This window comes from Candidatus Nitrosopumilus sp. (assembly GCF_965262695.1).
Lineage (GTDB): Archaea > Thermoproteota > Nitrososphaeria > Nitrososphaerales > Nitrosopumilaceae > Nitrosopumilus.
This window is the reverse complement of record NZ_OZ253550.1, coordinates 285,942-312,774: the sequence shown is the minus strand read 5'-3', so window position 1 is coordinate 312,774 and position 26,833 is coordinate 285,942. Positions and strand designations below refer to the sequence as shown.

The 26,833-nt window shown below is 34.2% G+C and carries 29 protein-coding genes and 1 other RNA gene; 16 read left to right on the top strand and 14 right to left on the bottom strand.

Annotation, left to right across the window (positions count from 1 at the left end; all coding sequences use genetic code 11):
• Positions 1–30: 30 nt before the first annotated feature.
• Positions 31–996, top strand: a complete 966-nt coding sequence (locus tag ACQY2P_RS01880) for an ABC transporter ATP-binding protein (protein ID WP_428326725.1) — start codon at positions 31–33, stop codon at positions 994–996.
• Here ACQY2P_RS01880 and ACQY2P_RS01875 read toward each other — a convergent pair.
• A complete protein-coding gene (locus ACQY2P_RS01875) occupies positions 993–4,517 on the bottom strand; it encodes an AAA family ATPase (RefSeq protein ID WP_428326724.1) in 3,525 nt (1,174 codons plus the stop codon). The genes ACQY2P_RS01880 and ACQY2P_RS01875 overlap by 4 nt on opposite strands.
• Positions 4,518–4,687: 170 nt before the next feature.
• Between ACQY2P_RS01875 and ACQY2P_RS01870 the strand changes: the two genes are divergently transcribed.
• Positions 4,688–5,425, top strand: coding sequence for a carbon-nitrogen hydrolase family protein (locus ACQY2P_RS01870; RefSeq protein WP_428326723.1), 738 nt, complete (start codon positions 4,688–4,690; stop codon positions 5,423–5,425).
• Here ACQY2P_RS01870 and ACQY2P_RS01865 read toward each other — a convergent pair whose 3' ends face one another.
• Complete coding sequence (locus ACQY2P_RS01865) at positions 5,426–6,520, bottom strand: inositol-3-phosphate synthase (RefSeq protein WP_428326722.1); 1,095 nt, start codon at positions 6,518–6,520, stop codon at positions 5,426–5,428.
• A 103-nt stretch (positions 6,521–6,623) separates the two neighbouring features.
• Here ACQY2P_RS01865 and ACQY2P_RS01860 point away from each other — a divergent pair, with 103 nt between their 5' ends.
• The 3 genes from ACQY2P_RS01860 to ACQY2P_RS01850 are packed head-to-tail and all read left to right on the top strand — an operon-like array spanning position 6,624 to position 8,987.
• Entirely contained in the window at positions 6,624–7,565 is a 942-nt protein-coding gene (locus ACQY2P_RS01860; protein ID WP_428326721.1) for a deoxyhypusine synthase, read from the top strand.
• A 36-nt stretch (positions 7,566–7,601) separates the two neighbouring features.
• The gene (locus ACQY2P_RS01855; RefSeq protein ID WP_428326720.1) at positions 7,602–8,315 is read left to right on the top strand and encodes a proteasome assembly chaperone family protein; all 714 of its coding nucleotides are present in this window, start codon (positions 7,602–7,604) and stop codon (positions 8,313–8,315) included.
• 51 nt (positions 8,316–8,366) lie between these two features.
• Entirely contained in the window at positions 8,367–8,987 is a 621-nt protein-coding gene (locus ACQY2P_RS01850; protein ID WP_428326719.1) for a LysE family transporter, read from the top strand.
• Here ACQY2P_RS01850 and ACQY2P_RS01845 read toward each other — a convergent pair.
• From ACQY2P_RS01845 to ACQY2P_RS01835, 3 genes are all read right to left on the bottom strand, one after another.
• Positions 8,984–9,115: a hypothetical protein gene (locus ACQY2P_RS01845; RefSeq protein WP_428326718.1), complete on the bottom strand. Its 132-nt coding sequence runs from the start codon at positions 9,113–9,115 to the stop codon at positions 8,984–8,986. The genes ACQY2P_RS01850 and ACQY2P_RS01845 overlap by 4 nt on opposite strands.
• A gap of 88 nt (positions 9,116–9,203) precedes the next feature.
• Positions 9,204–9,959, bottom strand: coding sequence for a DNA-binding protein (locus tag ACQY2P_RS01840; protein WP_428326717.1), 756 nt, complete (start codon positions 9,957–9,959; stop codon positions 9,204–9,206).
• A 41-nt stretch (positions 9,960–10,000) separates the two neighbouring features.
• Positions 10,001–10,249 (bottom strand): hypothetical protein, encoded by a 249-nt coding sequence (locus tag ACQY2P_RS01835; RefSeq protein ID WP_428326716.1) that lies wholly within the window; start codon positions 10,247–10,249, stop codon positions 10,001–10,003.
• 72 nt (positions 10,250–10,321) lie between these two features.
• Here ACQY2P_RS01835 and dinB point away from each other — a divergent pair, with 72 nt between their 5' ends.
• Positions 10,322–11,416: a DNA polymerase IV gene (gene dinB / locus ACQY2P_RS01830; protein ID WP_428326715.1), complete on the top strand. Its 1,095-nt coding sequence runs from the start codon at positions 10,322–10,324 to the stop codon at positions 11,414–11,416.
• Here dinB and artG read toward each other — a convergent pair.
• The 4 genes from artG to ACQY2P_RS01810 all read right to left on the bottom strand — a co-directional run bounded on the left by artG (position 11,400) and on the right by ACQY2P_RS01810 (position 13,957).
• Positions 11,400–12,341, bottom strand: coding sequence for a thaumarchaeosortase (gene artG / locus ACQY2P_RS01825; protein ID WP_428326714.1), 942 nt, complete (start codon positions 12,339–12,341; stop codon positions 11,400–11,402). The two genes, dinB and artG, sit on opposite strands and share 17 nt — an antisense overlap.
• A gap of 244 nt (positions 12,342–12,585) precedes the next feature.
• Positions 12,586–13,065: a hypothetical protein gene (locus tag ACQY2P_RS01820; RefSeq protein WP_428326713.1), complete on the bottom strand. Its 480-nt coding sequence runs from the start codon at positions 13,063–13,065 to the stop codon at positions 12,586–12,588.
• Positions 13,066–13,728 (bottom strand): DsbA family protein, encoded by a 663-nt coding sequence (locus ACQY2P_RS01815; RefSeq protein WP_428326712.1) that lies wholly within the window; start codon positions 13,726–13,728, stop codon positions 13,066–13,068.
• A gap of 31 nt (positions 13,729–13,759) precedes the next feature.
• Positions 13,760–13,957 (bottom strand): hypothetical protein, encoded by a 198-nt coding sequence (locus tag ACQY2P_RS01810; RefSeq protein ID WP_428326711.1) that lies wholly within the window; start codon positions 13,955–13,957, stop codon positions 13,760–13,762.
• A gap of 50 nt (positions 13,958–14,007) precedes the next feature.
• On the opposite strand from ACQY2P_RS01810, the gene ACQY2P_RS01805 reads away from it, so the two are divergent.
• The gene (locus tag ACQY2P_RS01805; protein ID WP_428326710.1) at positions 14,008–14,301 is read left to right on the top strand and encodes a hypothetical protein; all 294 of its coding nucleotides are present in this window, start codon (positions 14,008–14,010) and stop codon (positions 14,299–14,301) included.
• On the opposite strand, the gene ACQY2P_RS01800 is transcribed toward ACQY2P_RS01805, so the two are convergent.
• A complete protein-coding gene (locus tag ACQY2P_RS01800) occupies positions 14,292–14,660 on the bottom strand; it encodes a C2H2-type zinc finger protein (RefSeq protein WP_428326709.1) in 369 nt (122 codons plus the stop codon). The genes ACQY2P_RS01805 and ACQY2P_RS01800 overlap by 10 nt on opposite strands.
• A gap of 81 nt (positions 14,661–14,741) precedes the next feature.
• Here ACQY2P_RS01800 and ACQY2P_RS01795 point away from each other — a divergent pair, with 81 nt between their 5' ends.
• Genes ACQY2P_RS01795 through ACQY2P_RS01785 form a run of 3 tightly spaced genes read left to right on the top strand, consistent with a single transcriptional unit; the run spans position 14,742 to position 16,825 of the window.
• Entirely contained in the window at positions 14,742–15,128 is a 387-nt protein-coding gene (locus ACQY2P_RS01795; RefSeq protein WP_428326708.1) for a hypothetical protein, read from the top strand.
• 3 nt (positions 15,129–15,131) lie between these two features.
• Positions 15,132–16,010 (top strand): NAD(P)-dependent oxidoreductase, encoded by an 879-nt coding sequence (locus ACQY2P_RS01790; protein ID WP_428326707.1) that lies wholly within the window; start codon positions 15,132–15,134, stop codon positions 16,008–16,010.
• A gap of 53 nt (positions 16,011–16,063) precedes the next feature.
• Positions 16,064–16,825: an SDR family NAD(P)-dependent oxidoreductase gene (locus tag ACQY2P_RS01785; protein ID WP_428326706.1), complete on the top strand. Its 762-nt coding sequence runs from the start codon at positions 16,064–16,066 to the stop codon at positions 16,823–16,825.
• Here the strand turns inward: ACQY2P_RS01785 and ACQY2P_RS01780 are convergent.
• Positions 16,814–17,395 carry a DUF99 family protein gene (locus tag ACQY2P_RS01780; RefSeq protein WP_428326705.1) on the bottom strand — a complete coding sequence of 194 codons (582 nt, stop codon included), beginning with the start codon at positions 17,393–17,395 and terminating at the stop codon, positions 16,814–16,816. The genes ACQY2P_RS01785 and ACQY2P_RS01780 overlap by 12 nt on opposite strands.
• A gap of 198 nt (positions 17,396–17,593) precedes the next feature.
• Here ACQY2P_RS01780 and ACQY2P_RS01775 point away from each other — a divergent pair, with 198 nt between their 5' ends.
• Entirely contained in the window at positions 17,594–17,800 is a 207-nt protein-coding gene (locus ACQY2P_RS01775; protein WP_428326704.1) for a hypothetical protein, read from the top strand.
• 51 nt (positions 17,801–17,851) lie between these two features.
• Positions 17,852–19,060 (top strand): NAD(P)/FAD-dependent oxidoreductase, encoded by a 1,209-nt coding sequence (locus ACQY2P_RS01770; RefSeq protein ID WP_428326703.1) that lies wholly within the window; start codon positions 17,852–17,854, stop codon positions 19,058–19,060.
• Here the strand turns inward: ACQY2P_RS01770 and ACQY2P_RS01765 are convergent, their stop codons facing one another.
• Complete coding sequence (locus ACQY2P_RS01765) at positions 19,061–21,973, bottom strand: hypothetical protein (protein WP_428326702.1); 2,913 nt, start codon at positions 21,971–21,973, stop codon at positions 19,061–19,063.
• A gap of 444 nt (positions 21,974–22,417) precedes the next feature.
• Between ACQY2P_RS01765 and ACQY2P_RS01760 the strand changes: the two genes are divergently transcribed.
• The gene (locus tag ACQY2P_RS01760) at positions 22,418–23,041 is read left to right on the top strand and encodes a class I SAM-dependent methyltransferase (protein WP_428326701.1); all 624 of its coding nucleotides are present in this window, start codon (positions 22,418–22,420) and stop codon (positions 23,039–23,041) included.
• A gap of 37 nt (positions 23,042–23,078) precedes the next feature.
• An RNA gene (rnpB, locus tag ACQY2P_RS01755) (RNase P RNA component) lies at positions 23,079–23,359 on the top strand.
• 4 nt (positions 23,360–23,363) lie between these two features.
• On the opposite strand, the gene ACQY2P_RS01750 is transcribed toward rnpB, so the two are convergent.
• Positions 23,364–23,663 carry a hypothetical protein gene (locus ACQY2P_RS01750; protein ID WP_428326700.1) on the bottom strand — a complete coding sequence of 100 codons (300 nt, stop codon included), beginning with the start codon at positions 23,661–23,663 and terminating at the stop codon, positions 23,364–23,366.
• A 32-nt stretch (positions 23,664–23,695) separates the two neighbouring features.
• Positions 23,696–25,081: a hypothetical protein gene (locus tag ACQY2P_RS01745; RefSeq protein ID WP_428326699.1), complete on the bottom strand. Its 1,386-nt coding sequence runs from the start codon at positions 25,079–25,081 to the stop codon at positions 23,696–23,698.
• Between the two features lie 115 nt (positions 25,082–25,196).
• Between ACQY2P_RS01745 and cofD the strand changes: the two genes are divergently transcribed.
• Entirely contained in the window at positions 25,197–26,117 is a 921-nt protein-coding gene (gene cofD / locus ACQY2P_RS01740; protein WP_428326698.1) for a 2-phospho-L-lactate transferase, read from the top strand.
• 1 nt (position 26,118) lies between these two features.
• Positions 26,119–26,757, top strand: a complete 639-nt coding sequence (cofC, locus tag ACQY2P_RS01735) for a 2-phospho-L-lactate guanylyltransferase (protein ID WP_428326697.1) — start codon at positions 26,119–26,121, stop codon at positions 26,755–26,757.
• Positions 26,758–26,833 lie beyond the last annotated feature (76 nt).

Sequence of the window (26,833 nt, the reverse complement as noted above, 5' to 3'; positions counted from 1 at the left end):
TTGATATACTTCTAATTTCAACAATATTTGTTGGAAGAAATTCTTAGAATAGACCATTTGAAAAAACATTTCATCAAAAAAGGAATGTTTGGAAAACAATCAGATACTGTAAGGGCAACAGATGACATTTCTTTTTCCGTAAAGAAAGGCGAAGTGTTCGTGTTGGCAGGAGAATCAGGTTCAGGAAAATCAACGATTGCAAAATTAATTTTAAGATCAATACAACCAGATTCTGGGAAAATATTTTTTGAAGATCAAGAAATTGATAACAATCCAGAAAATTTACAAAAAATTAGAATGGGATGTCAAATGATTCATCAAGATCCATACGATTCAATAAATCCAAGAATGAAAATTGGAGATATTGTTTCAGAACCACTAGAAGTTCACAACATTGGAGACAAAAATGGGAGAAAAAAGAGAATTATCGAAGTTTTACATGAAGTTAAACTAGAACCAGCTGAAGAGATTGTTAAAAAATATCCACATATGCTTTCAGGGGGTCAAAGACAAAGAGTTGTTCTAGCAAGAGCTTTGTCATTAAAGCCAAAAGTCATTTTAGCTGATGAACCAGTTTCAATGCTTGATGTATCAATAAGAGCTGAAATGCTTGAACTGTTGCATGAATTACAAAAAAAATACAATATTTCCTTCATCTACATCACACATGATTTAGCAACTGCAAGATATTTTGGTCAAAGGATAGGGATTTTGTATTTAGGAAAAATTGTAGAGATAGGACCAATTGATCAAGTTCTACTTAGTCCAAAACACCCATACACACAGGCACTAATTGATGCAATATCAGAGCCAAATCCAGACAATCTACACAAAGAAAAACAAATCAGAATCAATGAGCCCTCAGATATAGACATCCTTCAAGGTTGCAGATTCAGAAATAGATGTCCATACGTTATCGACAAATGTGAATCAGAGCCAGATTTAGAGAAAATAAGAGATGAGCATTTTTCAGCTTGTCATGTAAAAATTAACTAGGTTGTTCTAACAGAAGGCATACGTTTGTCTTTGTAAGTAACAACATTAGATACACCATTTTTTGGGAAAACACCATAGATCAGTTTTGCTTTTTGAACTACAGAGTCTTTTAGAGAAACCATAATGAATTGGCTTTCTTTTGCTCGTTCTTCCAAAATGTTTGATAATCTCTCAGAGTTTGGAGCATCAAGGTGGGCATCTACTTCATCAAACAAATAAAATGGTGAAGGTTTTAGTTTTTGCAAAGCAAGTACAAATACAATTGCAGCTAATGTTTTCTCACCACCACTAATGGAAGTAGATTCTCTTTTTGGTTTGTTTGGAAATTGTATCAAGTAAGAAATTCCAGAATTAAAGATATCATCTTCATTTTGTAACTCTAACCAAGCATTTCCACCAGTCATTTTATTGAAAATTAATTTTATTTCTTTATCGACCTTGTCAAATGCATCCAAGAATGTCTGACGTTTGTCTTTTTCAATATCTTCAATGAATTTTACTATAGAGTTTCTTTCTTCTTCAAGAGAATTCTTTCTAGTGGACATTGAACGATAGCCATAAGAAACTTCAAGGTAGGTTTCAGGAGCTTTTGCATTTAGTGCATTAAGTGAAGCGAGTTCTGCAGATAATCCTTGAACAATTGATTCTACATCAAATGTCTCCATGTCCTTATCAAAGCCAAATGCAGAGAGAATTTGTTGTAATTTAGTCTCATTTTCTATCAAATCACGCAAATCTCTATTCAAAGAATCAGATTGTCTTTCCAGAGTGTTGATTTGTTTAGTTAATTCGCGGTCTTTTTCAGACAAAACTTTTAGTTTATCATCAAATTCTTTGAGTTGACCAATTGAGGAACCAGATGTCTCAATAAGTTCTTGTTCTTTTTCTCTTAATTTAACAAGAATCTCATTCTTTGATTCTTTTTGTGTTTCTAATTCATTGATTTTTGTTTGTAATTCTTCTTTTTCCAGATTTAATGAACTCTCTTCATCATGAAGACGGTTAGATTGAGATTTTTCACGGTTATCTTGTGTTTCTAATGTTGTTAGTTGTGAAGATTTGTCACGATATTCATTTGTAATAGTGGTGTATAATTTCTCAACTTCTGCTTTTTTTATATTGATTCTAGATAATTCATTTGCAATACGTGTTTGTTCGCCACTTGCATAATTGTCTTCTACAATAGAAATACGTTCTAGTAATGATTCAACATGAGATTCATTTGTAAGAACTTCAGATTCAATATTTTGATCACGTGAAGTCAAATCAGAAATTCTGTCAATAAGTTGTTTTTTCATATTCATTGCAGATTCAATTCTAGGTGTAAGAGTGGAATAATGTTCATTAGTAGATGCTAAAGACTGCTCAGAAATTGAAAGTCGTTCAGAATTTGATTGAATAGAGTCATCTAATTTTTTAATAGAGTTCTTTTTCAGTTGAAGATATTTCTTTACAGCGTTAATTGATTGGAATAATCCATCAACATCACTACTCATTGAGATTAATTTTGTGAGTTTTGATATCTTTGAATTAATATCAATAACAACAGTTCCACCCTTTGCTTCAAAGTATTCACCATCCAGGGTAACTGCCTTGTAGCCAGATTGAGAAACATTGTATGCAGACTCTCTAGTTTTTGTGAGAACAATATTGCCAAACAGGAAGGTTTTGAGTTCAGAATAGGCAGGTTTACAGCGAACAAAGTCTGAAAGTACGCCTATTACTCCTGATTCAGTTGGTAATTTTAGTTTGAATTTAGGAATTGCATCCATAGGAATAATCTTGAGTTTTGGTAATTTTCTAGAGCGTGCAAACTCTGCAATTCCAAGAAGTGTTGCAAAGTCTTTTACAACTATTGCTTTTATCCAATCAGAACTTACAGCCATTATAGAACGCTCGTATTCTTTATCCCAAGAAATCATTTCATAAACTAGTCCTTCAATGCCGAGTTGTTCTGCATCTTCTTTTAATTTTGCAACAGTGTAATCTTCATGCATGAATCCTTTTACAGTTTTAATTTTTGATTCATAACGTGTTGCAGCTTTGTTAGATTTTTCTAGAATCTCACCCCATTCATCCATTTCAGAAATAATTTTAGATTTTTTTAGTTGTAGTTTTTTTATTCTGGATTTTAATTCAGTGATTGTTGCGTTATGATTCTTAATCATTGATTCTAATTTTGATTTTGAAGAAGTTAATTCTTCAATTCCATGTTCAAGATCTTGAAGTTTTACAGTATTTGATTCAACTTTAATTTTTGATTCTTCTTTTTCATGTTGAAGTTTAGAGAGTTTGAGTTTTGCATCATTTAGTTGAGCAGTTAATGTTTTAATTTTTTCATCAATTTCAGATTTTTTAGCAGCAGCTTCTGATTGTTCATCCAATATTTTGTTTCTTTGAGAGTCAACAATTTCTAAATCAGAATTGATTTTATTTTTCTTAACATTAGTTTCTTCAATTGATTCTTTAATTTTTAAAATCTGAGTGTCGATATCATTTCGTGCACTATCAACATCTTCAAGTTCTTTTTGTATTTCAGGAATTCGAGATTCAATTTGTTCAATTCTTTTCTTTGATGCAGATATTGCGCTGTTATCAATTTCATATTGTTCCATTGCAGTTGCAATTTCAGTATCAAGGGCAGATTTTGCTTGAGTGTAATCATTAGCTTTTGCCATCAGTTTTGATTTTTCAGATTCCAAAGTTCCAATTTCAGTTCTCAAACCACTTCTTTCACCATCAAAAGTGGTGATTTCAGCAGTAATGGAGTGTAAAGTAGAGTCTTTTGTTTCTTTTTGACCAGAAATGACCTTGAGTTTATTGGCAGCAGCTATTGCCTTGTATCGGTTTAGTTCACGTTCAAGAATATCATGACGTAATTTCTGATTACGTTCTTCTTCAAGTTCATCAATACGTTTCTTAATTTCACCCATTTTTGCCAAAGCAATCTCCAACCTCCTGTCTGCCTCATCAAGTTGTTTTACTGATTCTGCTTTTTTCTCATCAAAATATGACAGTCCAATCAAATCTTCAATTGTTTTTCTCTTTTCTTCAGATGTAAATTCAGAAATTCTTGTAACAGTTCCTTGTTGTACAGCGTTAAGTTGACCCAATCCAGCATTTGCCATATCAAGTAAATCAAGGATGTGACTTCGGTTAGTTTTCTTTTTGTTTAGATAGTAGGTGTTTTCACCATTGGCATCCATTTCTCTTGTAATCTCAACAGTGTCGGTGTCAACAGGAATCTTTCGATCAGAATTATCAAAGTGCACACTAGATCGTGCCATTTTTGGTCCACGTCGATTTCCTTCAATATCATGAATTAGTGATCGTAATTTATCAACTCTCATAACTTTTGGTTTATTCTCACCCATCGCAAAAATGATTGCATCCAAGATGTTACTTTTACCAGAACCATTAGGACCTGAGATCGATACAAGTCCTGGTTCAAACTGGACAGTGGTATTCTTAAAACCAAATGACTTGAAGCCGAAGATCTCAACTTTTTTTACATGAACCAATAACAATATTGTCTCAAATGGTGAGATAATCGATGTTTAACAAGTTTAGTTGACACTATTGCATAATTTTTCTTGTTTTAGTATGATATTTTTCGTAACGGTAAAGAAAAAATATTTTACAATAACCCTCTTGTGCCTACTTATAATTACCAAGTAAGGGGTTTACAAGTATGACAAAATTAGGATTGATTCAAACTAGATCATATGATACGGATCAAAAAGCCATTTCAGAGGTTGCAAAAATTTTAAAAAAATTAGGCAAAAATGAGACTGAGATCGTATGCTTGCCTGAGCAATGGTTAAAAAATAATCACATTTCAAACTGGGATTTACAATTTGCGGAATTCAAGGCAATTGCCAAAGATTTCGGGATGACCATAATTCCAGGTGCATTTTATGAAACGATAAGAGACAAGTCATCAATTGTATCACCAATTATCGGACCCAAAGGAGAATTCATAGGAAAACAAGAGAAAATACATCCATTTGATTATGAGCGAGATAACATCAAGCCTGGAAAAGAGGCTAAAATTTTCAAAACCGCATGTAAATTTGGCATAGTTGTCTGCTATGACATGGTATTTCCCAAAGTAGCAAACACTCTAGCAAAAAAAGGAGCCCAAGCATTACTATCCCCAAGCAGAATTGTACGAAGAGGCATTAAACCATGGGAGATGTATGTTCAAGTAAGAGCATTAGAGAACAGAATTCCAATTATTGCAGCCAATGTAGAGAATCATAAATTTGGAGGCAATAGTTTGATAGTAGATTTGAGTCAAAATAACAAAGTAGTCACTACAAAAATCACTAAATTAAACGGAGAACAAGGCGCATCACGTAAGTTTGATCTTAAAAAATATGAAACGATAAGAAAGAGTAGATTTTCAGATTCTAATAAATTTCAGTGATTAGCCGCCTGCAACAAACTTTTCACAAGCAGCTTTTGCTTTAACATCAGATGTTTGTTCAATTGGATGTTTCATGAGATAAGCACTTGCAGGTTTAATTGGTCCGCCAACACCTCTATCAAGTGCAATTTTTGCTAATCTAATTGCATCAATTACAATTCCAGCAGAATTTGCTTTATCATCTACTTCTAAACGAACCTCCATGTTGTAAGGAATGTTTGCCCATTGGCGTCCTTCAATTCTCATAAACATGAGTTTTGTATTACCTAAAAATGGGATAAAGTCAGAAGGACCAACATAGATTTGATCATCATCTAATCGTTCATCAAGTTGACTTTGAACACTTTCAGTTTTTGAAATTTTCTTTGAGACAAGTCTATCTTGTTCTTTCATATTTAGAAAATCAGTATTACCACCAACATTGATTTGGTATGTCTTTTCAATTTTAGTTCCTCTATCATTACATAGTTTAGCTAGTGTTCTGTGAACAATAGTTGCGCCAACTTGTCCTTTGATATCATCACCAATACAAGGAATATTTTTTTCAGCAAATTTCTTTGCCCAATTCTCATCAGATGCGATAAACGAAGGAATACAATTTACAAATGCAGTGTTTGTGTCAAGGCAAATTTGTGCCCAATATTCAGTTACTTTATCAGAACCTACAGGCAAATAAGACACAATTATTTCAACACCAGTATCTTTGATTACTTGTTTTACTTCTTCAGTGATTTCTTCAACAGACTTTGGATTATCAATAGGTTTGATTCTGTTTTCCACCCATAGTCCAACACCGTCTAGAATTGGACTTTCATAAATTTTAGCATCTGTTTTTGGCAATTCATCTTTTGGAATCCAGTCAACCATGTTTGGAAATGCATAGATTGCTTCATGAAGAGGTTTTCCAACTTTATTTTCACCAACATCAAAACCGCAAACAAAATCAATGTCATGAATACCATAACCAGCTAATTTATCGTGAATAATTCCAGTAACTTCTTGGTCAGGATTTTTTCTGTAATATTCAATACCCTGAATTAAACCTGAAAAACAATTACCAATTCCTACTAATCCTACCTTAATTCTATCTGCCATTCGAAAATTGGTGTAATTGGGCGGGTTTAAAGTTTTCTTAGAGAAATTAAAACAACAACAAGATTAAGGCAGAATTTTATACTTGACATCTACGATTAAGATCATGTTAGAGTCAGGCCGTCCTGTAAAAGACATAGAAATTGATTCTAATACATCTATTGAAAAAATATTTGAAGAGTTATCTCAATCAGGAGGATTTGAATCAGTCAATCTATCAGCAGGAGTAGAAATTTTATCAGAAATGATTTCAGACAAACAATGTCTTAGATTCATCTCATTTGTAGGAGCTGTGGTATCTACAGGGTTAAGAGGGATTCTAAGAGACATGCTCAAAAACAAATGGTTTGATGTTGCAATAACAACTTGTGGTGCATTAGATCATGATATTGCAAGACACTTTTCACATTACAAAGAAGGATCATTTACAATGGATGATAAGGAACTGGCAGACCAAGACATCCACAGATTAGGCAATGTACTTGTGCCTATGGACAGTTATGGACCACTAATTGAAGAGAAAATGCAGGCATTCTTAGAGGAAGAATATCAAAACGGCGTAAAGGAAATGACTACAGCCGAAATTTGTAAAATGATTGGAAAACATCTAGGAGAAGATTCATTTCTTTATTGGGCATACAAAAATGATATCAGTGTTGTAGTTCCAGGAATTATGGATGGAGCAGTAGGAAGTCAGATTTGGTTATTCACACAAAAACATAATGACTTTAAGTTAAACATGGCAGGAGATGCAGATTTACTTTCAGGATTTATTTTCAAAGCTGAAAAATCAGGAGCATTCATGATTGGTGGAGGAATTTCAAAACATCACACTTTGTGGTGGAATCAATACAGAGAAGGGTTAGATTATGCATTTTACATTACAACAGCACAAGAGTTTGATGGTAGTCTAAGTGGGGCATTAGTTAGAGAAGCAATTTCATGGGGCAAGGTAACACAAAAAGCAAAACAATCCACATTGCATGCAGAAGTTACAACAATTTTACCATTTATTTATGCAGCACTAGTATCAAAATTACAAAAATAGACAAACCCTATTATCTGATAAAAATAGAAAACAATTATGCTTCCTAAAATAAGAATTAAAGAATTCAAACCACTCAATTTAGAAGGGGGTTATCTTATTGACGGATTTCCATCAGCAGGTTTTAGCAGCGCAATTGCAACAGAGTCAATGGTACACACATCAAATTTTGAGTTAGGAGGAATTATTGATTCAGACATATTTCCACCAATCAGCGTAATCAAAGATGGAAAGCCAAACTATCCATCAAGGATTTTTGTAAACGAAGAATTGAAAGTTAGTGTATTTTTATCATATCTCACACTTGATCAATCATTACACAAAATTACAGCTAAAACTATGCTCAAATGGGCACAAAAACACAAAATTGGATTAGTTGTAAGTAGTATTGCAGTAAAATCTCCTAACGGAGATGAAGAATTGATTGGGATTGGAAGTACAGATTCTGCACGAGAAAAAATAAAAAATGCAGGACTAAAAGTTTTAGAACACGGAACAATTCCAGGAATCCCCGGAACCTTATTGAATGAAGCAAGTGTATCAGGACAAGATGTAATTGTAATTATTTTTCATACAAATGGTCAAGGACCTGATTTTAAATCAAGTGCGCAATTATGCATGGCAATGTCAAAACTTATCCCAGGAACATCATGTGACATTCCTGCATTACAGCAAGAAGCAGAAAAAGCTGAGACAGTAATCAAAGAAGCTGAAGAAGAATCAAAGCACCTAAAAGACTCTATGTACATGTAAATTCTCTTGACTATGTTTATTTCATAATCAAAATAATAAAATTTGAATTAGATGGAACAGTTTTTTGAATTTACAGTACTAGTGATAGTTATCTCAGCATCAGGAGTAATGGCTCCAGGACCACTTTTTGCAGCAAACATATCATATGGGTTAAGAGAAGGTGCAAAATCTGGCATCAAAATGGCTACAGGTCATGCAATGGTGGAGTTGCCTTTAGTGATATTGTTAGGAATTGGTGTTTTTTCGTTGGAAAGTTTTCCAGAATTTAGAACAATCATTTCAATTTTGGGAGCAATAACGCTTTTTGTTTTTGCAGCATTGCAAATCAGAACAGTTCTCAAAAATAAAGAAGTTTCAATTAAGAATCAAAAACAAGGGGCGTTAATTACAGGAGTGCTGTTAAGTGGATTAAATCCATTTTTCATAATTTGGTGGCTGACTATTGGATTCAAATTGATTTCAGACGCGATGTTGATTTGGGCATTTTCAGGTATGCTAATCATGTTTGGATTACATATTTGGATGGATTTTGCATGGTTAGGAGCAGTTTCATTTTTGGCATCAAAAAGTACAAAAATTCTTTCAAATAGAAATTACAAAATATTGATGGTAGGATTAAGCGGAATGCTAATTTATTTTGGAATCACGTTTTTGCAAGAAGTACAATATTAACCACAATCAAGAATTTCCACTTGGGGTTCACAACTATCATTAAACAAATCTATTTTTTCAACAATCACTTCACAAAATTCTGGATCAAGTGTTTCCTCATAGGAATTAATTTCATTTAAAATCATCATGTGTTGTACACCACAAGAAGAATTTGAAAATAATATAACAATTATTAAAATTAAAATTCCGCTTAGAATTATCAGAGGGATTTTAAAATTATTCTTTTGAAATGTCAATTTCCATGGTAGAGACATTACGTTGCTTACCATCTTGAGAAGTTAAAGAATCAGATGAAATTCTTACATCACTAATCACATAACCAACAGTATCCATCCTCTTTACAATCATTTGAGAAACATCAACTGCTTGAGTAATTCTTTTTCCTCTAGCCTTTATTGTGACTGTCGGTCTTGTTGAGAGTTGAGTTAGAGTTGCAGAAACATAAGTCATGATAGGTTTTGTTCCAACAAAAATTACATCACGCTCTTCTGATGGTTTAGAAGGTTCTGGTGTTGGTTCAGGTTCTGGTGTTGGTTCAGGTTCTGGTGTTGGTTCAGGTTCTGGTGTTGGTTCAGGTTCTGGTGTTGGTTCAGGTTCTGGTGTTGGTTCAGGTTCTGGTGTTGGTTCAGGTTCTGGTGTTGGTTCAGGTTCTGGTGTTGGTTCAGGTTCTGGTGTTGGTTCAGGTTCTGGTGTTGGTTCAGGTTCTGGTGTTGGTTCAGGTTCTGGTGTTGGTTCAGGTTCTGGTGTTGGTTCAGGTTCTGGTGTTGGTTCAGGTTCTGGTGTTGGTTCAGGTTCTGGTGTTGGTTCAGGTTCTGGTGTTGGTTCAGGTTCTGGTGTTGGTTCAGGTTCTGGTGTTGGTTCAGGTTCTGGTGTTGGTTCAGGTTCTGGTGTTGGTTCAGGTTCTGATTTATTTCTAGAGTCAAATTCTGATAAAATGTCTTCTGCGTCTTTTGATTTTTTATTAGTACTCAATTCATTATTCCTTTTATAACAAAATTCTCTCTCGCTTTTATTTAATTTTTCAGGTCTTGCCCTTGAAGATACTCCTCAAACAATTTTTCCAGATCGTCATCACTGCTAATTTGCTTGATTTTTTCAACAAGATCTTTTTCTTCAATCTCATAACAGTTCATTACATCTTGAGAATCTTTGAAAACCAACATTGCTTTCTCTTTGAAAATACAATGATAGAGTTTCTCTTTTTCCATTTTCTCAGGTTTTATTTTTAATCCGTTTTCATCAACAGATACAGGGTAATCCATGAAAGTAGTATGTCAATTGAGTATTTAGATGAATACACAATATAGTAATAATCTAAAGTTCATTGAACAGTATTGGAAACAAGAATCGTTTTCCACATAGACTTTGATTATTTTTATGCCCAGTGTGAAGAGATAAGATCACCAGAATTAAAATCAAAACCAGTTTGCGTATGTGTCTTTTCAGATAGAGGAGGCGATAGTGGAGCCATTGCAACTGCAAACTATACTGCAAGAAAATATGGTGCAAAATCTGGAATACCAATAGTATTTGCCAAAAAAAGATTAGAAGAAAGAAAAGATGCAGTATTTTTACCTGTAGATTTTGATTACTACTCTGAGATGTCTGAAAAAGCAATGAAGATCATGGAAGAGTTTTCAGATGTTTTTGAATATGTAGGAAGAGACGAAGCATATTTGGATGTAACAAAAAGAACAGAGAGAGATTTTCATAAAGCTAGTCATTTAGCCCAACAGATTAAAAACTCCATCAGAGAAAAAACAAAGCTAAGTTGTTCAATTGGGATTTCACCAAATAAATTAATTTCAAAGATTGCATCAGACTTTCAAAAGCCTGATGGACTAACAATAGTGTCACCAGAAAAAATTGATGAGTTCTTAGAGTCATTAAAAATTAGAGACATTCCAGGGATTGGGAAGAAAACAGAACAAAGATTTGTTGAAATGAATTTAGAAACAATTGGAGATGTAAAAAAACTAGATGTCTTTACTTTGAATAAAGAGTTTGGAAGGAAAAGTGGAACTTACATCTACAATGCAGTTAGAGGAATTGATGATGAATCAGTAAAAGAAAGAGAACCCAGTATTCAACACGGAAAGATTGTAACTTTGAAAAAAGATTCAAAAGACTACAAATTTCTTTTAGAGAATCTATTAGAATTATGCAAAGAAGTGCATGAAATAATCCAAAAAAAGAATCAAATGTTCAAATCAGTTGGGATAAGCTTTGTTCAATCAGATTTATCAAACAAATCAAAATCAAAGATGCTCAGAAATCCCACTATGAGTCTAGATGAATTAGAAAAGACTGCAGAACTATTACTAAAAGAAGCACTAGAGAGTCAAACAACTACAATTAGAAGACTAGGAGTAAAGGTTTCAGAACTTTCAGAAAATCAAGGGCAAAGAGACATTACGAGTTATTTTTAGTTCCGTTTCGTTCTTCTTGTTTTTTGAGACGTCGAGATTCTATTAGTATGACTACCAAGATGAATGCAAATAGCCACGGCAAGAACATGATTTCACCTGCAATTTTGTGATATTCCTCCCAGGCAACAGGATCAGTTGTAACTTTGAGGGCATACCAAGATAGAGAGAAGATACGAATCAGGTTTACAGTAATAGTTCCAATAATACCTAAAACAAAATACATTGATTTTCTAGCTCTAGGAATATTCATCTTCAGCATGAATGCACCAATAACTAGTGAGAAGATGATAATGCTGTGAACACCGGCAGATGGCCAAAATACTTGAAGTGCCATTGAACCGTGATCTCCTCGTAAGAACATGACATTGTCTCTTGCAACTGCAGTGCCAAGATCAAGTACAGTGATTACCCAAACATTAGCTTGTACAAAATACGGAACAATGTATTGTAAAGGACCCAGTGTATCATAGGGGAAGAATGCATCAAGAGACAAGATAATTGCAGTACCAGTTAGGAAGATAGGTCCTGCAGGTGCAATTCGAATCCATCTCTTTCCAAAGAAAATAGTTAATGCAACAACAATGAAGATAGCCATAACAATAAAGTCCCACATCCATGTCCAAGAATAGATTAATTGAACATCAAATTGTTCTGCAGATGCAGTGAGGTAATCTCTTAAACCATATTCTAAAGATACAAGGTAAGCAATAGTTAGTAACGCAATGGGAATTACTGCAAGTAATCGTTTTTTTGAAATTACAATCTTTAGACCAATGAGTTCAGCAACAACAAAAACAAGCGCAAAGAGATATCCACCACGTCCTTCATTCCAACTCCAAGCTACAGAATCAGGATATGCGATCATTGAAAATAGAATCGGACTGGCAATTATCAAAATCCCAGCAATCAAATTCCAATTTTGCATTACGTTAAACTTGAAAAAGGCAAATAAATAGCTCGACCTTGGAAATTTTCAAAATTCATTTATTCATAATCAAATGGGAAAAAGATGCTAATCTTCAGCATCTTCAATTTCGTCAGCGTCTGGATCTCTCCTACTTGGCCTAATTGGAACATAAATGAATGTCACACAAGTAATGCATTAGACTTTAAGATACGTCCAAAGGTCGAAAACGTTTGCCTAAATGGTAATTTCTAGTGAATCAAAATCAAGGATCGAATTTGCACTCAGTTTTTAGAGATTTTACGGTTGTAAAGTAGGTGATTACCAAAACTCCAATTGCAATTAGTCTCAAAGGTATTTCATAATTTGTCAAAAAGGCAGTTGCGGTTGCTCCAACAGAACCAAATGTTGAGATCACAGCAAATCCAATCGGACCACAACTACATGCTCCAGCTGCTGCTCCAACAAAAGAACCAATAACGCTACCACCCATTTTTCGGGTTGAGCTTTTCAGTACGTTAATTCTAAAAACATTCATCGGTAAAACTAGTGCAGATAATGCCGAAATGATCACAATAAGTGCAAATCCAAATTCAGTACCAGTAGGCAAATGACTTACAACATATGGCTCTAGGAAAACATACTCAGATAATATCAGCAACCCAAAAAGCATTGGGACAAATATTGCAAAAGAAAGTGCGACATATTTTGGATTCGAAAAGACAAATGTAATTGTGTTTGTCATCTACACCATTGGATCCAGAACTTGTTTAAAGACAGAAAATGGTTGTGCACCACCAATCTGTTGTTGGCCATCTGGACCCACAATAAAGAATCCAGGTGTTCCTCTTACACCGTGGTCTCTTGCTTGTTGAGTGTTATACTGAACACGTTTGGAATATTTTCCAGAGTCAAGACAACTTTCAAACAATTCCATGTCTAATCCCATTGAAAATGCAAATGCCTTTAGTCTTTCAGTGTTAGCCCAACCACCATCAATTTTTGATTCTTGTGTGTTGTACAACATATCATGATATTCCCAATACTTTCCTTGATCTTCTGCACAGTAAGTGGCTTGAGCTGCAGGACCTGAGTCTCGTCCCAAGAATGCCATGTCAACAAAAACCAAGTTTGCTTTTCCAGTGTCAATATAATCACGAGTTATAGCAGGTTTTGTGTTATGGAACCAGTTGTAACATTGGTGACATTGATAATCTCCAAATTCAACAATAGTTATTGGAGCTGAAGGATCACCTAAGATAGGAGAGCCCATAGCAGTGGAGATAGTTCCATGAGTTCTAGTCATATCTAGATTTACAGTTTCAGCAGGAGTGGAAGACAAAGATGCTGCCACACCAGCAATAATTGCAATAACAACGACGCCTATAATCACGCCTTTTTTGTTCATGTTCAAAAGAAATTAGATGAGTTAAAAAAACTTATTCCAAATTATGGGATGATTTTCGTTTAAACAGATTGGTGAACTTTGCAATTACAGTGTCAATTGGACAAACCTCACATTGAACCCCAGAAGAGTGGCTATCAAGATGTTTTTCAAATCGTTCCCTGGATTCAAACACTAGATCACATTTTTCACAATAAACCTTTGAGACATTATTTCTTGATGGTTTATCCATAACAAATTACAGGAATTAGTGCTTATAAAGATCCTGTTGAAAATCAACATATGCAAAAAATTCTGGACAAATTTGTAACAGGATTTTTTGTAGTAATATTAGGAATTGCCTGGTATTGCAGTACAAAATTCTACATCAAACCAGACAGACACTCAATAGTAATCTATGATGTTTTTGGAAAAGAAGTCAAATTAGAGGGATTGAGAGTTGATTTTAAAACACAAAACGTAGCACAGAGTTACATTTCGGAATACAAAAAGAGATTTCCACATTACAATTTTGTAATGGCAATAGAAATTAGAAAAAATACAATACCTAGAATTTTTAAAAAAATTCAGAGATAATGGATTTTCATATGAGTTTCTAGTTCAACTTGATATTGAGTTACAAATCCACAATGAGAACATGAAAACATTTCTTGGGGTTGAGAAGGCTCTCTTTCAATTACTTTTCCAGATACAGAAGTAATACTGATCATGTGATTATTTCCAATAACAGCAAAATTTCTACCCTCACCAATAGAGTCTAAAAATTCCTTAATTGCAGTAATTACAGTATTTGTGTCAATTACCTCATCATCATCTAATGTAGATAGAGTAAATTGATTATTTTTTAGAGTAGGAATGGCTGCAACTTGATCTGACACATAAACCACAAGTTCATGTTTGATGGACAATACATCTGTACAGTCAATTGTAAGCATGAATGATTTGAATCAAATGAATATTTTAGTTTAACAATTATCGAAAATGATTATTATGGTTCGATATTGTGGTTTTTGTAGATGAGTGATTCAGAAACTTTTGGGATAGAGAAAGGTCACGGTGAAGAAGTAATAGCATGGCTAAATGAACATGCAAAAACTCAGAAAATAAAACTTGAAGCAAGACTGTACGGATATAGTGTATCTACAAAGAATTTTGGAGATTTTGAGATGTTTTCATGGATTGGTGATGTACAGGTTGCAAGGAAACTGATAATCAAAGCAAGTAAAAGATTCAAAGTCAAAGTTATCGAGGGAGGATACAAACCAAAAGACAAAGTATTCAGTATGAAAAAATTTGATTTTGCAAAAGTCAAAAGAGGTGATAAAACAGTAGGTCAGTTAAAATTTGCAGCAACAAGATTTGGGAATGGACATTGGGAAATTGAAGACGAGGAGCGTCATTAAGATATGAAAAAGATAGGAATTATAGGATTAGGAATGCTAGGAAATGCAGTAGCATTGCATTTGTTAGACTCAGGATTTGAAGTAACAGTGTTTAACAGAAACAAAGACAAAACAATTCAAACAAAAGAAAAAGGTGCAGTTGTTGTAGATTCGCCAAAAGATGTTGCACAAAAATCAGATTTAGTAATCATAATCGTAAAAGATGCAGATGCCGTAAAAGAAGTATCATTTGGAAAAAATGGTATTGCCACAGGAGAAAATAAAGAATTGATTGTTGCAGATATGAGTACCATAGACCCTTCAGAATCCAAAAACATTTCAGAAAAATTTCAAGAGTTTGGCATTAACAAATTAGACATACCAGTCATGGGAGGTCCAAACGTAGCAATAACAGGAGATTTAGTCATGATGGCATCAGGAGACAAAGAAAGTTTTGAGGAATGTAAAAGTGTGTTTGAAAAGATTGCAAACAAAGTTTTTTTCTTGGGAGAAAAAGGAGTTGCACATTCCATCAAACTTGCTATGAATTTGCAAATAACCATGCTTGCACTTGCATTGTCTGAAGGAATTACACTAGTCAAAAAAGCAGATGTAGATCCCAAAATTTTTCTTGAGATTTTAAACTCCACATATTTCAAAACAGGAATGAGTGAAAACAAGGCATTCAAGATGATAGACGGGAAATACGAGCCAACATTCACACTTGAAAATCTCAAAAAAGATATTACAACAATGACTAATGCTGCAAAGTCTTTGGGAGTTGAATTACCCATGATAGAAAAGGCTGAAGAAGTTTACAAAAATGCAGTAAATGAAGGATTAGGTGGTATCGATTACACAGGGATTATTGAATATATTAAAAGAATTAATGAATCTAAATAATCAAGAGCGAAATTTAACAAAAATTCTATAAGTTATTAGAATTATACCAAATTATGGGATTAAATGATAAAGTTGCAATTGTCACAGGAGCATCAAGTGATATTGGAAAAGGCATTGCCAAGAAATTTGTTGAGGAAGGGGCAAAAGTTGTTCTTGTTGCAAGGAATTTAGAAGGATTAGAAAAAACAAGAAAAGACATAGGAAATGAAGATTCCACAGTACCAATTACTTGTGATTTAACAGATGAATCTCAAGCTTTACAAGCTGTAAATCAAATCATGGACACATATGGAAAAATAGACATTCTTGTAAACAATGCAGGTGCAATTAATGATCCAGTACATTTTCATGAAATGTCAAATTCAGAAATTCAAAAACTAATTGATGTAAACTTGATGGGAGTTTTCAACATGACAAAAGCTGTTTTAACAAAGATGGCAGATGTCAAAAGTGGTTCAATTGTGAACATTGGTTCAATCTCTAGTGAGAGAGCAATTCCACGAGTTCATTTAGCAGTTTATTCTGCCACAAAAGCAGCAATTCCAATGTTTACAAAAGCAATTGCAGTAGAATATGCAAGAAGAAACATTAGATGTAACTGTGTTAATCCTGGAATAATCAATTCAGGCTCGATTAAACCATATCTTGATGATCCTCAAGCAAGAAAAGTCTTAGAAGAAAGGTTGCCACTAGCAAGAGTTGGAGAACCAGAAGATGTTGCAAATGCAGTTGCATATTTGGCTTCTGATGAAGCAAGTTGGGTCACTGGAACAATTCTAAATGTAGATGGCGGAAAGACAGCTTCAGAAGGATAATCCTTTCTCAAGTAATGTTTTTGCCAAAAGTTGAGAAATTCTAATTGGTTCAGGAGTAGAGCCGTGTGATGTCAAATCATCAAGAAGATGTTTTACTTCATTTAATGTACAGCCTTCTTTTCGAACATAGACATCATGAGATGTATTTAGAGTAATTTTTTCACGTTTACCTAATTTTTCATATTCGTTTATTTTTGATTCAAAAGAATTTGGAAAGTGGTGTTTCAGTGAATCTTCAATTCCTAATGAATCATTATAGGACACACCAATAATTGGAATTTGTAATGTATCATATAGTTTTTTGATGTCAATGATGTTGTACATTGAAACAATTAGTCCAGAAATCAAAACGTAGTTGATATCAGGTCTCTCTAAGTCGTCATACATTTTCAATATAGTATCAGTTGCGTCATCTCCTTCCAGAGTAGCACTTCCAAAAACAAATCCATCTATAACAAAATCCCTTCTCATTACAACTCCAGAAAAAATAGATTTTTCAGAATTTTGTTTAAAACTCTCAGCAATTGCTAGTCCACGTAGGCCCTTTTTTTCAAGATGAAGAGATCTCATGATTCTTTTTCCTCATATATGCACGATAACTTAACCCGGTAACAAGCATGATGATTCCAGTGACTGCAGACCACATTACAAAAGATGAGATTTCAGATTCATCCATGAAGAATGAGGGATTTTTAAACATCTAAAGTTTCGGATCAGCAGACGATTTTGTTCTGAAACATCTAAATAGATTTGATACTGACGAAACTCATGCCTGAATGGACATGTCCTGAATGTGGAAAAAGATTATTTCATGAAAATGAGACCACATTAAAAGTAGAAGAAACAATTCATTCAAAATTCTGTAGAAAAGAAGGAGGCACACATAGTTACATGCACAGAGACCTACAACACATGCAGACATTTGATCCTGAAAGAGAAAATGATTCAAACGGTGTGCCTGTATTGAAAAAATAGTATTCTTGCATACCTCAAAATTATATCCTAGATGTTATTGATTCAAACCAATTGTCAGATACTTATGATTTAGTAGTTGTCGGAGGTGGACCTGCAGGATCATCAGCTGCATATGTTGCCTCAAAGAACGGATTGAAAGTAGCATTAATTGAAAAAGAAGAATCAATTGCAGAATCAGTTCGAACCAGTGGAGTAACTTGGATTAAAAATATCAAAGAGTTTGGAATTCCAGATGATTGTTATAATCCAGTAAAGAATTTTGTATTTTATTCACCAAACAACAAAGTCAGTATCGGAGACAAAGTTGCTCGTTCTGCAGTACTAGACGTAAGAAAGACGTATCGATGGTTAGCATCTCAAGCAGAAAGTAAAGGTACTGAAATTTTTGTCAACACCACTGTAAAATCTGCAATCAAAAATGATTCAGGTAAAATAATTGGAGTAAAGGCAACACAAAATGAAAAAGAGATAGAGTTTCATGGTAAAGTAATCATTGATGCGAGTGGTTTTCAATCAACTGTTGCAAAATCAATGGGATTTGTAGAGCAATGGGAGAGATTTGGGGCAGGTGCAGAATATGAGGCAAAAGTAGAACATGTTCAAGCAGACACGTGGTGGTTGATGGTTGGAGAGAAATATTCACCTGCAGGATATGCATGGATTTTTCCATTAGGAGACAACATTGCAAGAATTGGAGTAGGTATTGGAAAACCAGACTCCCCAGTAGACCCAACTGCCAGATTAAAAGAACTCATTGAAAACAAAGAAGGTCCGATTGCAGATTTGGGTAAGATTGAGCCAATAGAATTTCACTACGGGTTGATTCCAAATGATGGGCTTTCAAGAAAAACAGTGTATGATAATCTGATTTTAGTTGGAGATTCAGCAGGACAAGCAAATCCATTGGTTCTGGAAGGGATTCGTTATGCAATAAAGTTTGGAAGGATAGCAGGAGAGGTAGCATCAAAAGCAATCAAGGCAAATGATACATCAGAAAAGAAACTATCAGAGTACGAAGAGAATTGGAAAAAAGCAATTGAATCTAAAATAAAATCAGCAGGCAAAGTACAAGACAGATGGATTGGGTTAACGGATGAGGATTGGGACAAAGAGTTAGACATTATCAGTGAGTTAAAGCCAGAAGAGTTTCTTGATTTTATCAAAGCAGATTTCGGATTATCTAACATGCTAAAGCTTGCAACCAGTCATCCAAAACTAGCAGTAAGACAATTGTTCAATCTAGTCAAAGGTAAAAGCTAGTCAAGGCACTTTGAAGAAATCAGTTACTATCAAATCATGGTATTGTAACTGAACAACATAAACACCATTCTCAAATGATTGATACACTACCTCATTGAATAATCCACTAGGATCATCTTTTAGAGCAATTTCTTCTACACGTTCTCCACGTTGATTGTAAATATCAATGAAGAGATCTTCACTGAATGGGACAGTTTTTAGGATACGTCCAGTAATTACCAGTTCATTTCCACTGTATGTAGCTTCAATAGGGGCATTAGGATTTCTTATTGGAAGATAACGCTCAATGATGGTACGTAATTCACCAAGGTTATCTCCTACATTTTTAGCATTCTTATCTTCAAATCCAGCCTTTACCTCATTAATTACAGATGCAAATCTAGGATTGTTATCAAAGTTTTCGCCACCAAACTCTTGTGCAAATGATTCTAATTCTTCAAATTCACGTGCCAAATCAACCATATCCAAATCAGATGAATTGTATGCGTACTCAAATTCTTCTTCAACATGAACAATTTGAGTAGCTTTGGAATCTTTGTATTGTAACATTACAACATATAGTCCCGGTTCTGCAGGAGCATTCCATTGTGTGAAAAAGTTTCCTTGTTTAGTGTCAGTAAATTCTAGATTGCTATGAGTACTTCCATCCATGTGATACACTGTAACATACAAATTCTCACGTCTATCAAATACAGATTTTTCAGTAGCACCGTTTAGAATCCAAATGTCTTTTTCATGATCATATGAAATATCATAAATTATACTTGAATTCTTTAATGCCAAATATTCACTAAGATAATCTCCAATTTCTGTAATTTTAGATTCAGCATCTACAAAATTACCAAGATCAATTAATGAATATGCATCTTCCATCAACTGATTGTATCCATCAACATGGTTTGCAAAATCATTATTGTAAAATGTAGAGGTCACATCTGAAAATGTGTCTAACTTTTCACGAAACTCAATACGTTTGAGTTCATCAACATCATATCCAACGTCAGAACCATAAGGATCTTCAACATATTTTTGAGATACAAGTGTCCATTCATCAAATAATTCACGAACTAGTTTGTCTGCTTGTTCAAGATCATTTTGAATAACCAAGTCTCGAACATCATCTATTTTTTCATTAAGTTTGTCTGTAAATTCAGTGTATCCTGGCAAGAATCGGTTCTTAGTTAGGCTCAATTCAACTAGGTTTTCAAGAGATTTTGCTCTTTGTAAAATATCACTTGCTCGAATCTTAAAAGCATCTTTATCATAAGAGTCCAAATCCTCTTTGATTTGAGGAGCTTTTTCACTTGCCCAATTTAGTAAAACTTCGATTCTATCAATTCTAGTAATGGATGGATTTCCAGATTCCATTTGTTTGGCAGTATCTAATATCTTCAAAGCATTATCAATTAAGAACAAGTTTTGGTAATCTGCTTGCAACTCTGCCTTTTCTTTCATGCTTTTGTATTCAAATTCTAATACTACCAATGGATTTCGTTTTTCTCTTAGTTCAGTTATTGTTTCATCAAATTCTGAAACGACTGCTAAAATTTCGTCAATAGATTGAGCGTTTTCTACTGTTTCCAGAAGAGATTCCCAATCAGAAGTTAATGAAGAATCAACATTACTTGTTTGCGAAATTTCAATTATTTTACTTAATCTAGATGAGATTTCAATGACCTGAATCATTTGATTAATTTCAGATTCAGACTCTAAGATTTCATCAACAGAAGTTGCAAAAACTAGTTTGGATTCCAAATTATCCCAATCAGGTTTTACTAGATTAACAAGATCAGTGTTTTCTTCAGACTCTGAAGAAACAAATCTCTCAACATCAGCTAGTTCTCGTAAAATAATTGCTGCCTGGTGTAATTCAGATACACGTGATTTTGATTCAAGTAAATCTTGAATAGAATCTTTGTTTTCAAAAGAAGGTTTCAAACGTTCCCAATCATCATTTACAAGTCGATATAAGTCACTTTGTTTTCTAGAAACAATATCAAGATATCGTGCTTTTGAGAGAACATCAATTAATTCAGTAAGTTCATCAGAATAGATTGGGGCAGTGCCTCTTGCAAATATAAAACCGATTTCTGTTTTTACAGATTTGTTCATGATAGTGTCAGATTTTTTCATCAAGTTTAGTAGAGTTTCTTCTAGTTCATCAAAAGAAGGAGCTCTGACTGTAATGGTTTTTTCAGGATTTACATTTGTAATGTCTACAAAGATATCTGCAAGTAAATTGATTGCAGTTGTTTTATCGTTGATTTCGTAATAGAATATTGCTTCATAGATTGTTCTTTCAATAGATTTTGCAATTTCAAAAGATATCTCATCTTGATCTAAGAGTTTTTGTACAGAATCCAAAGAATTTGCAACTGCAGGTCTAATCAAAGGGTTTATTTCAAAAATTAACTCATCAACAAAAAATTCATCCAACAAATCCACATACACGGATTTTAACTCAGATAAATCATTAGGAAGTTCATCAGATATTGGATTTGGAATATCAAATGTGTTACTAATCAAGGAGGATTGTTCAGAGACCAAATTTTGTGCCAAGAGAACTTTTTGTTCAGAATTTGATTCAGAATATGCATCTGCTAAAACATTGAATTTAGTAGATTTTGAATAATCTCCATAAAATAATTTAATTTCATATTCGCCAGGAATTCCACAGATTCTACCCTTTAATGGAATAACATCTGTAAGGAAGACACCATTTTGTTGGGGGATCAATTGTTGAATTTGGCACAAATCCCCATGAGGATTTATGATCTGCATTATCAAAAATGAATCATCAACCAGACTTGCAATTTGTCCATAAACAAACAATGGTTCACCATGTTCATAATCTCCAAAATTATCAAGAATAGTGATCCTATCAGGACTCTGAGCTGAAGCATATACAGGCATCAATAAAATCACAGACAAGCACAAAACAATCGGAATTTGTCTCACAATTATGAAAACCGAGGCTCATTATACTTAAGATTTGGGCAGTAATCATCAGTAAGGAAGGTTATTTCTAAAATCAAGCCATGGCAACTACTCTAGAGTAGTTGCCAGACTTGAAAAAGGGCACGGTATGGATCTGGTTTGTCTCAGCAGACATACAAATTGAATGGAATTGCTCAGTAGTGCTAAGAGCACAATCTTGACAAATCATACTGTTTGGTTTCATACAATGAGCACACTTTGTATGCTCGGTTAGTTTTCCACCACAATTTCTACATGATTCATCAGGCATTTCTATTCAAATAATATTTGTAAAAATTGGATATAAGGCACACGTAGAAATTATTCAGCTTAATGATCAGTAAGACGAAGATTATAATGTAAAATAAAAAAACAAAACACATGGATGGAGTCAGAAAAACATTTGACGAGTGGGCTCAAAACGGCAGAGCAGAATTAATGGAAGTAGAACATGGAAAAAATGTATCAAAATTTTTGAACACCATATCATTTGAGAAACCATTTAATTTCTTGGATGTAGGATGTGGAAACGGATGGGTTGTAAGAAAGATTTCCAAAGAAAATAATTGTAAAAAAGCAATAGGAATAGACAAAAGCAAAAAGATGATAATTCAAGCAAAAAAGAAGATAGATGGTAAAAAAGAAGAGTTTGTTCATACAGATATAGAATCATGGAAATATAGAGGAAAATTTGATTTTATTTTTTCAATGGAGGCGTTATACTATTCAGATTCCATAGACAAAGCTCTCAAAAAAATACACAAATTGTTAAAGCCAGGAGGACAGTTTTTTTGTGGTACTGATTTTTACACAGATAACAAAGCAACTGCAAGATGGGCAGACATCATGAAAATCCAAATGCACCTTCATTCAAAAAAAGAATGGAAAGAGTTTTTCCAAAATGCAGGATTCAATGTAAAAACAAAACACATCAAAGATTTGAAGAGCAGAAAAAAATGGAAACGAGAATTTGGAACTTTGTTCATCATAGGCACAAAAATTTAAGCAATATTCAAATTTGATAAATCAAAAGTATTGTTATGTGAGCTGGAGCACGACACGCTGCTACGGCAGAGGAAACTCCTCCCTCCATACAGGATATGTGATCTGGAGATAGATAATCAGAGATGATTGGCAACGGAGCAGAAAAAAATCCAATATGGCGCACTATGATGGTGAAAACCTGAGGTTTCCATAAAAGGAATGAAAAAAGCCGACCCACATGGAGCAAAGCCAAACAGAACTTTAAGTTCCTGTACCAAGTTCAGGTAGGCTGCAAAGCGAAATATCGTGAAAACAGAAGGAGGGTTACTCCCAGCACACATTTTTAATTTTTAATTTCGTAATATTCAACCGGATGAGTAAACTGTCGGTTGTAATCAACTTCTCTCCAAAACTTTTCTTCATCAATTTTTTTTCCTTCGTCAATCCAAACGTTTAGGACTTTTTGCATATACATTCTAGTTGTATCATCAATTTCAGGACGAGTTCCAGTTTCTTTTTCTATCCTGTCTCGCTCTTCTTTGAATGTTTTGAGTAATCCTTTGAGATTTTTACCGTTAATTTGAGCTGCTTTTTTTGCTTTAGCAGATTGTAATTCTTTTTTAAAATTTGATAAAAAGCCCATAGTGAAAACTAGAAAAGATTTTTTCTAAAAATCTAACTCATAGAGTTGACTTGTTCTTTACAGACATCTGCGTTACATGGACAAGATGCATCACACAAACATGCGCCTTGCATTGCACAATCACATTCAGAGCCCATCTCAGCTGATGCTGCACATCCACATGCTGCTTCTTGAGCTGCTGTAGTTGCGGCTTGTGGTGGAGGAGATTCTGTTTGTGGAGGAGGGGATGAATTCGAAGAGTCATCATACATACTTCTTGTTTGTTGATAATCAGAACCATCTGCTAACTGTGCTTCACCTCTATTGGTTTGATAGCCACCAGATGAGGCGCTAGTTTGGTAACCAACTAGTCTAGTTGGATCAATTCCTTGCTGACCAGTCTTCTCATTCTTGAGAGCACGGTTACTGAACATAAAGAATGCACCACCAGCAATACCTGCAATAGCTGCCATTCCATAAATGATCATAACAGGGAAGTCACCTGTTGAAGTAGTAGCATAATCTTCTGGAGGAGTTGGAGTTACACCTGCAATCTCAACACCATCAAAAACATCCAAAGCACCAAATCCAATTGCGTACAAGTTTCCTTGGTCTGATGATTGAACACTTCTAACAACATATAGTTGGTCTGCCATAACTTCGGCTTCAAAGACTCTTTCTACTTGTCTACCTTCTCTGATACTACTTTCACCCATAGTCCAACTTGAAACAACATACCCAGCAATCTCATCACTTAAACCAAATGTTCCAGCATCAACGTTGATACCAGTTGGGTCAAACAAAAAGTGCCAGTTTGTTAGTGGTTGTTCTAAGATAAAGTTAGCATCAATAAGATTTCTTTCCATAACACTTTCAGCTTCAGTTCCTACAAAGAATGCGGCAGCTTCTGGTTCCATTTCAAGTAAAATGTTAATTGGGTAATTGAGTTCATGTCCATCAACTACAATATCACCAGTTGCAGTTAATCCTCTCCATCCTAAATCAATCAAGGTTTTCTGAGAGTCTTGGGTAATTACATAGTTTGAAAGAGTTCCTTCAAGGATTACTCTATAATCAACAGATGTGTTGATGTTTCTTGCTTTAAGGTGAATATCATAGGAGACGGTCAAATCGGAAATTTGGGCTTGACTGCCATCTGCTTTAATTTTTTGATTAAGTTGATTCATTAAATCTTGGACTCCAGGATCTGAAGAATCGGCAACTCCTTCAACAGTCCATTCTTGTCCTCTCAAGACATCAAATAGTTGTCCACCATTTTGATACTCTATGAAGATTGTCTTTTGATAATTCATCTTAAATGGTGAAGTTTCAGTATTTGGGTTAATTCGTGCATCCATTTGGGCACCAAAAACAGAACCAGTTGAACCTACTACGATAAGACCAGCAAGTAAAACGGTTAAAATTGCTACCCTAGACACGATCTAGAGAACAATTATTTGCAGTAATAAACTTATCCAACATAAAGATCGCAATTTTTTGAAAAAGTAATATGGAGTAAGCGTTGCAGACTTTGCAGTTTTAGGAGAAAATGGCATGATTACAGTTTTAGCAGGAGGGACAGGTTCAGTTAAACTAGTCAGAGGATTAGTTTCTCAAGAATCCAAAGTCAATGTCGTTAGTAATGTTGGAGACAATTACTGGTTGTATGGACTATACGTATGTCCAGATATTGATACAATCGTATACGGATTAGCAGATTTACTAGATTCAGAAAAAGGATGGGGAATCAAGAAAGACACATTCAACTTTTTGCGCCAAATGGAAGTGTTTGGAGAAGAGACATGGTTTAGAGTAGGAGACAGAGATGCAGCAACACATCTGATTAGAACTAACATGTTAAAGAACGGAAAAAACCTAAGTGACATTACAAAATGGATGTGCGAAAAATTTGCAGTTAGTGCAAACATTATACCAGTTACAGACAACAGTATTGAAACAAGGATTATCACAGACAAAGGAGAATTACACTTACAAGAATATTGGGTAAAACACAGAGGAAAAGATCCTGTTGAAGGAATTCAATATATCGGTGCAGACAAAGCCCGTCCAAACCCTGAAGCAGTAAATGCAATACATGATGCAGACATGGTAATTTTAGCTCCAGGAAACCCACTAACATCTATTGGACCAATGCTTCAGATTAAAGGAATCAGAAAAGAGTTATCAAAAATCAAGAAAAAAGTAGTAGCAATAAGCCCACTAATTGGAGATAATGCAATTAGCGGTCCTGCTGCAAAATACATGCAAGCTGCAGGCATAGAATCAAACGCTTATGGGTTGGCAAAGATGTACTCAGATGTATGTTCTAACATAATTGTAGATACTAAAGACAGAATGCTATCAAAGAAGATTCAAAGTTTAGACATGAAAGTGTTTGAAACAAAAATCACTATGAAAAATAAATTAGCCGAAGATGCATTAGCAAATTTCATCCTAAAACAAGTACACGTATAATTTGAAAATAGCTGCAATAATTCCTGTAAAGACTTTCTCTAATGCTAAAACACGTTTAGAATTATCTCCACAAAAAATAGAAGATTTGTGTAAAGTGATGTTAGAAGAAATTCTGCAGACAGTTACAATCTCACCTCAAATTGACAAAGTAGTGATGGTTACAAAAGAACAAAAAGCAATTGAGATTGGAGAGAAATTCAACATTCATACAATAATTGATGAGAAAGAAGAAAGTGTCAATGGAGCAGTTGCACTTGCAGACAAGTATCTATTAGAAAATAATTTTGATGCATCAATTGTGTTTCCCCAAGACATACCATACATCAAAACTCAAGACATTGATTTTATGTTAAACTACAAAGCACCGCCAAATTTTGCAATAATTGTTCCATCAAGAAGATTTGACGGAACAAATGCATTAATCCGAATGCCAATTGATTTGATGGAAACTCATTACGATGAAGACAGTTACAAAATTCACATGAACACTGCAAAAGAACACACGCTAAATGTTGCAATGGTGTTTGTAAAGAGAATCATGTGGGACGTAGATAATGCAGAAGATTTGAAATTCCTTTTAGAACAAAAAGAAAAACCACACATTGCAGAAAAAATTAAACAGATTTTAGAAACAACGTAAAAAAATCAAAAAAAATACCCAAAAATAGCCATTTTTTAGGTACGATCACCAACAGACTTATAAGTAATGATTTAGA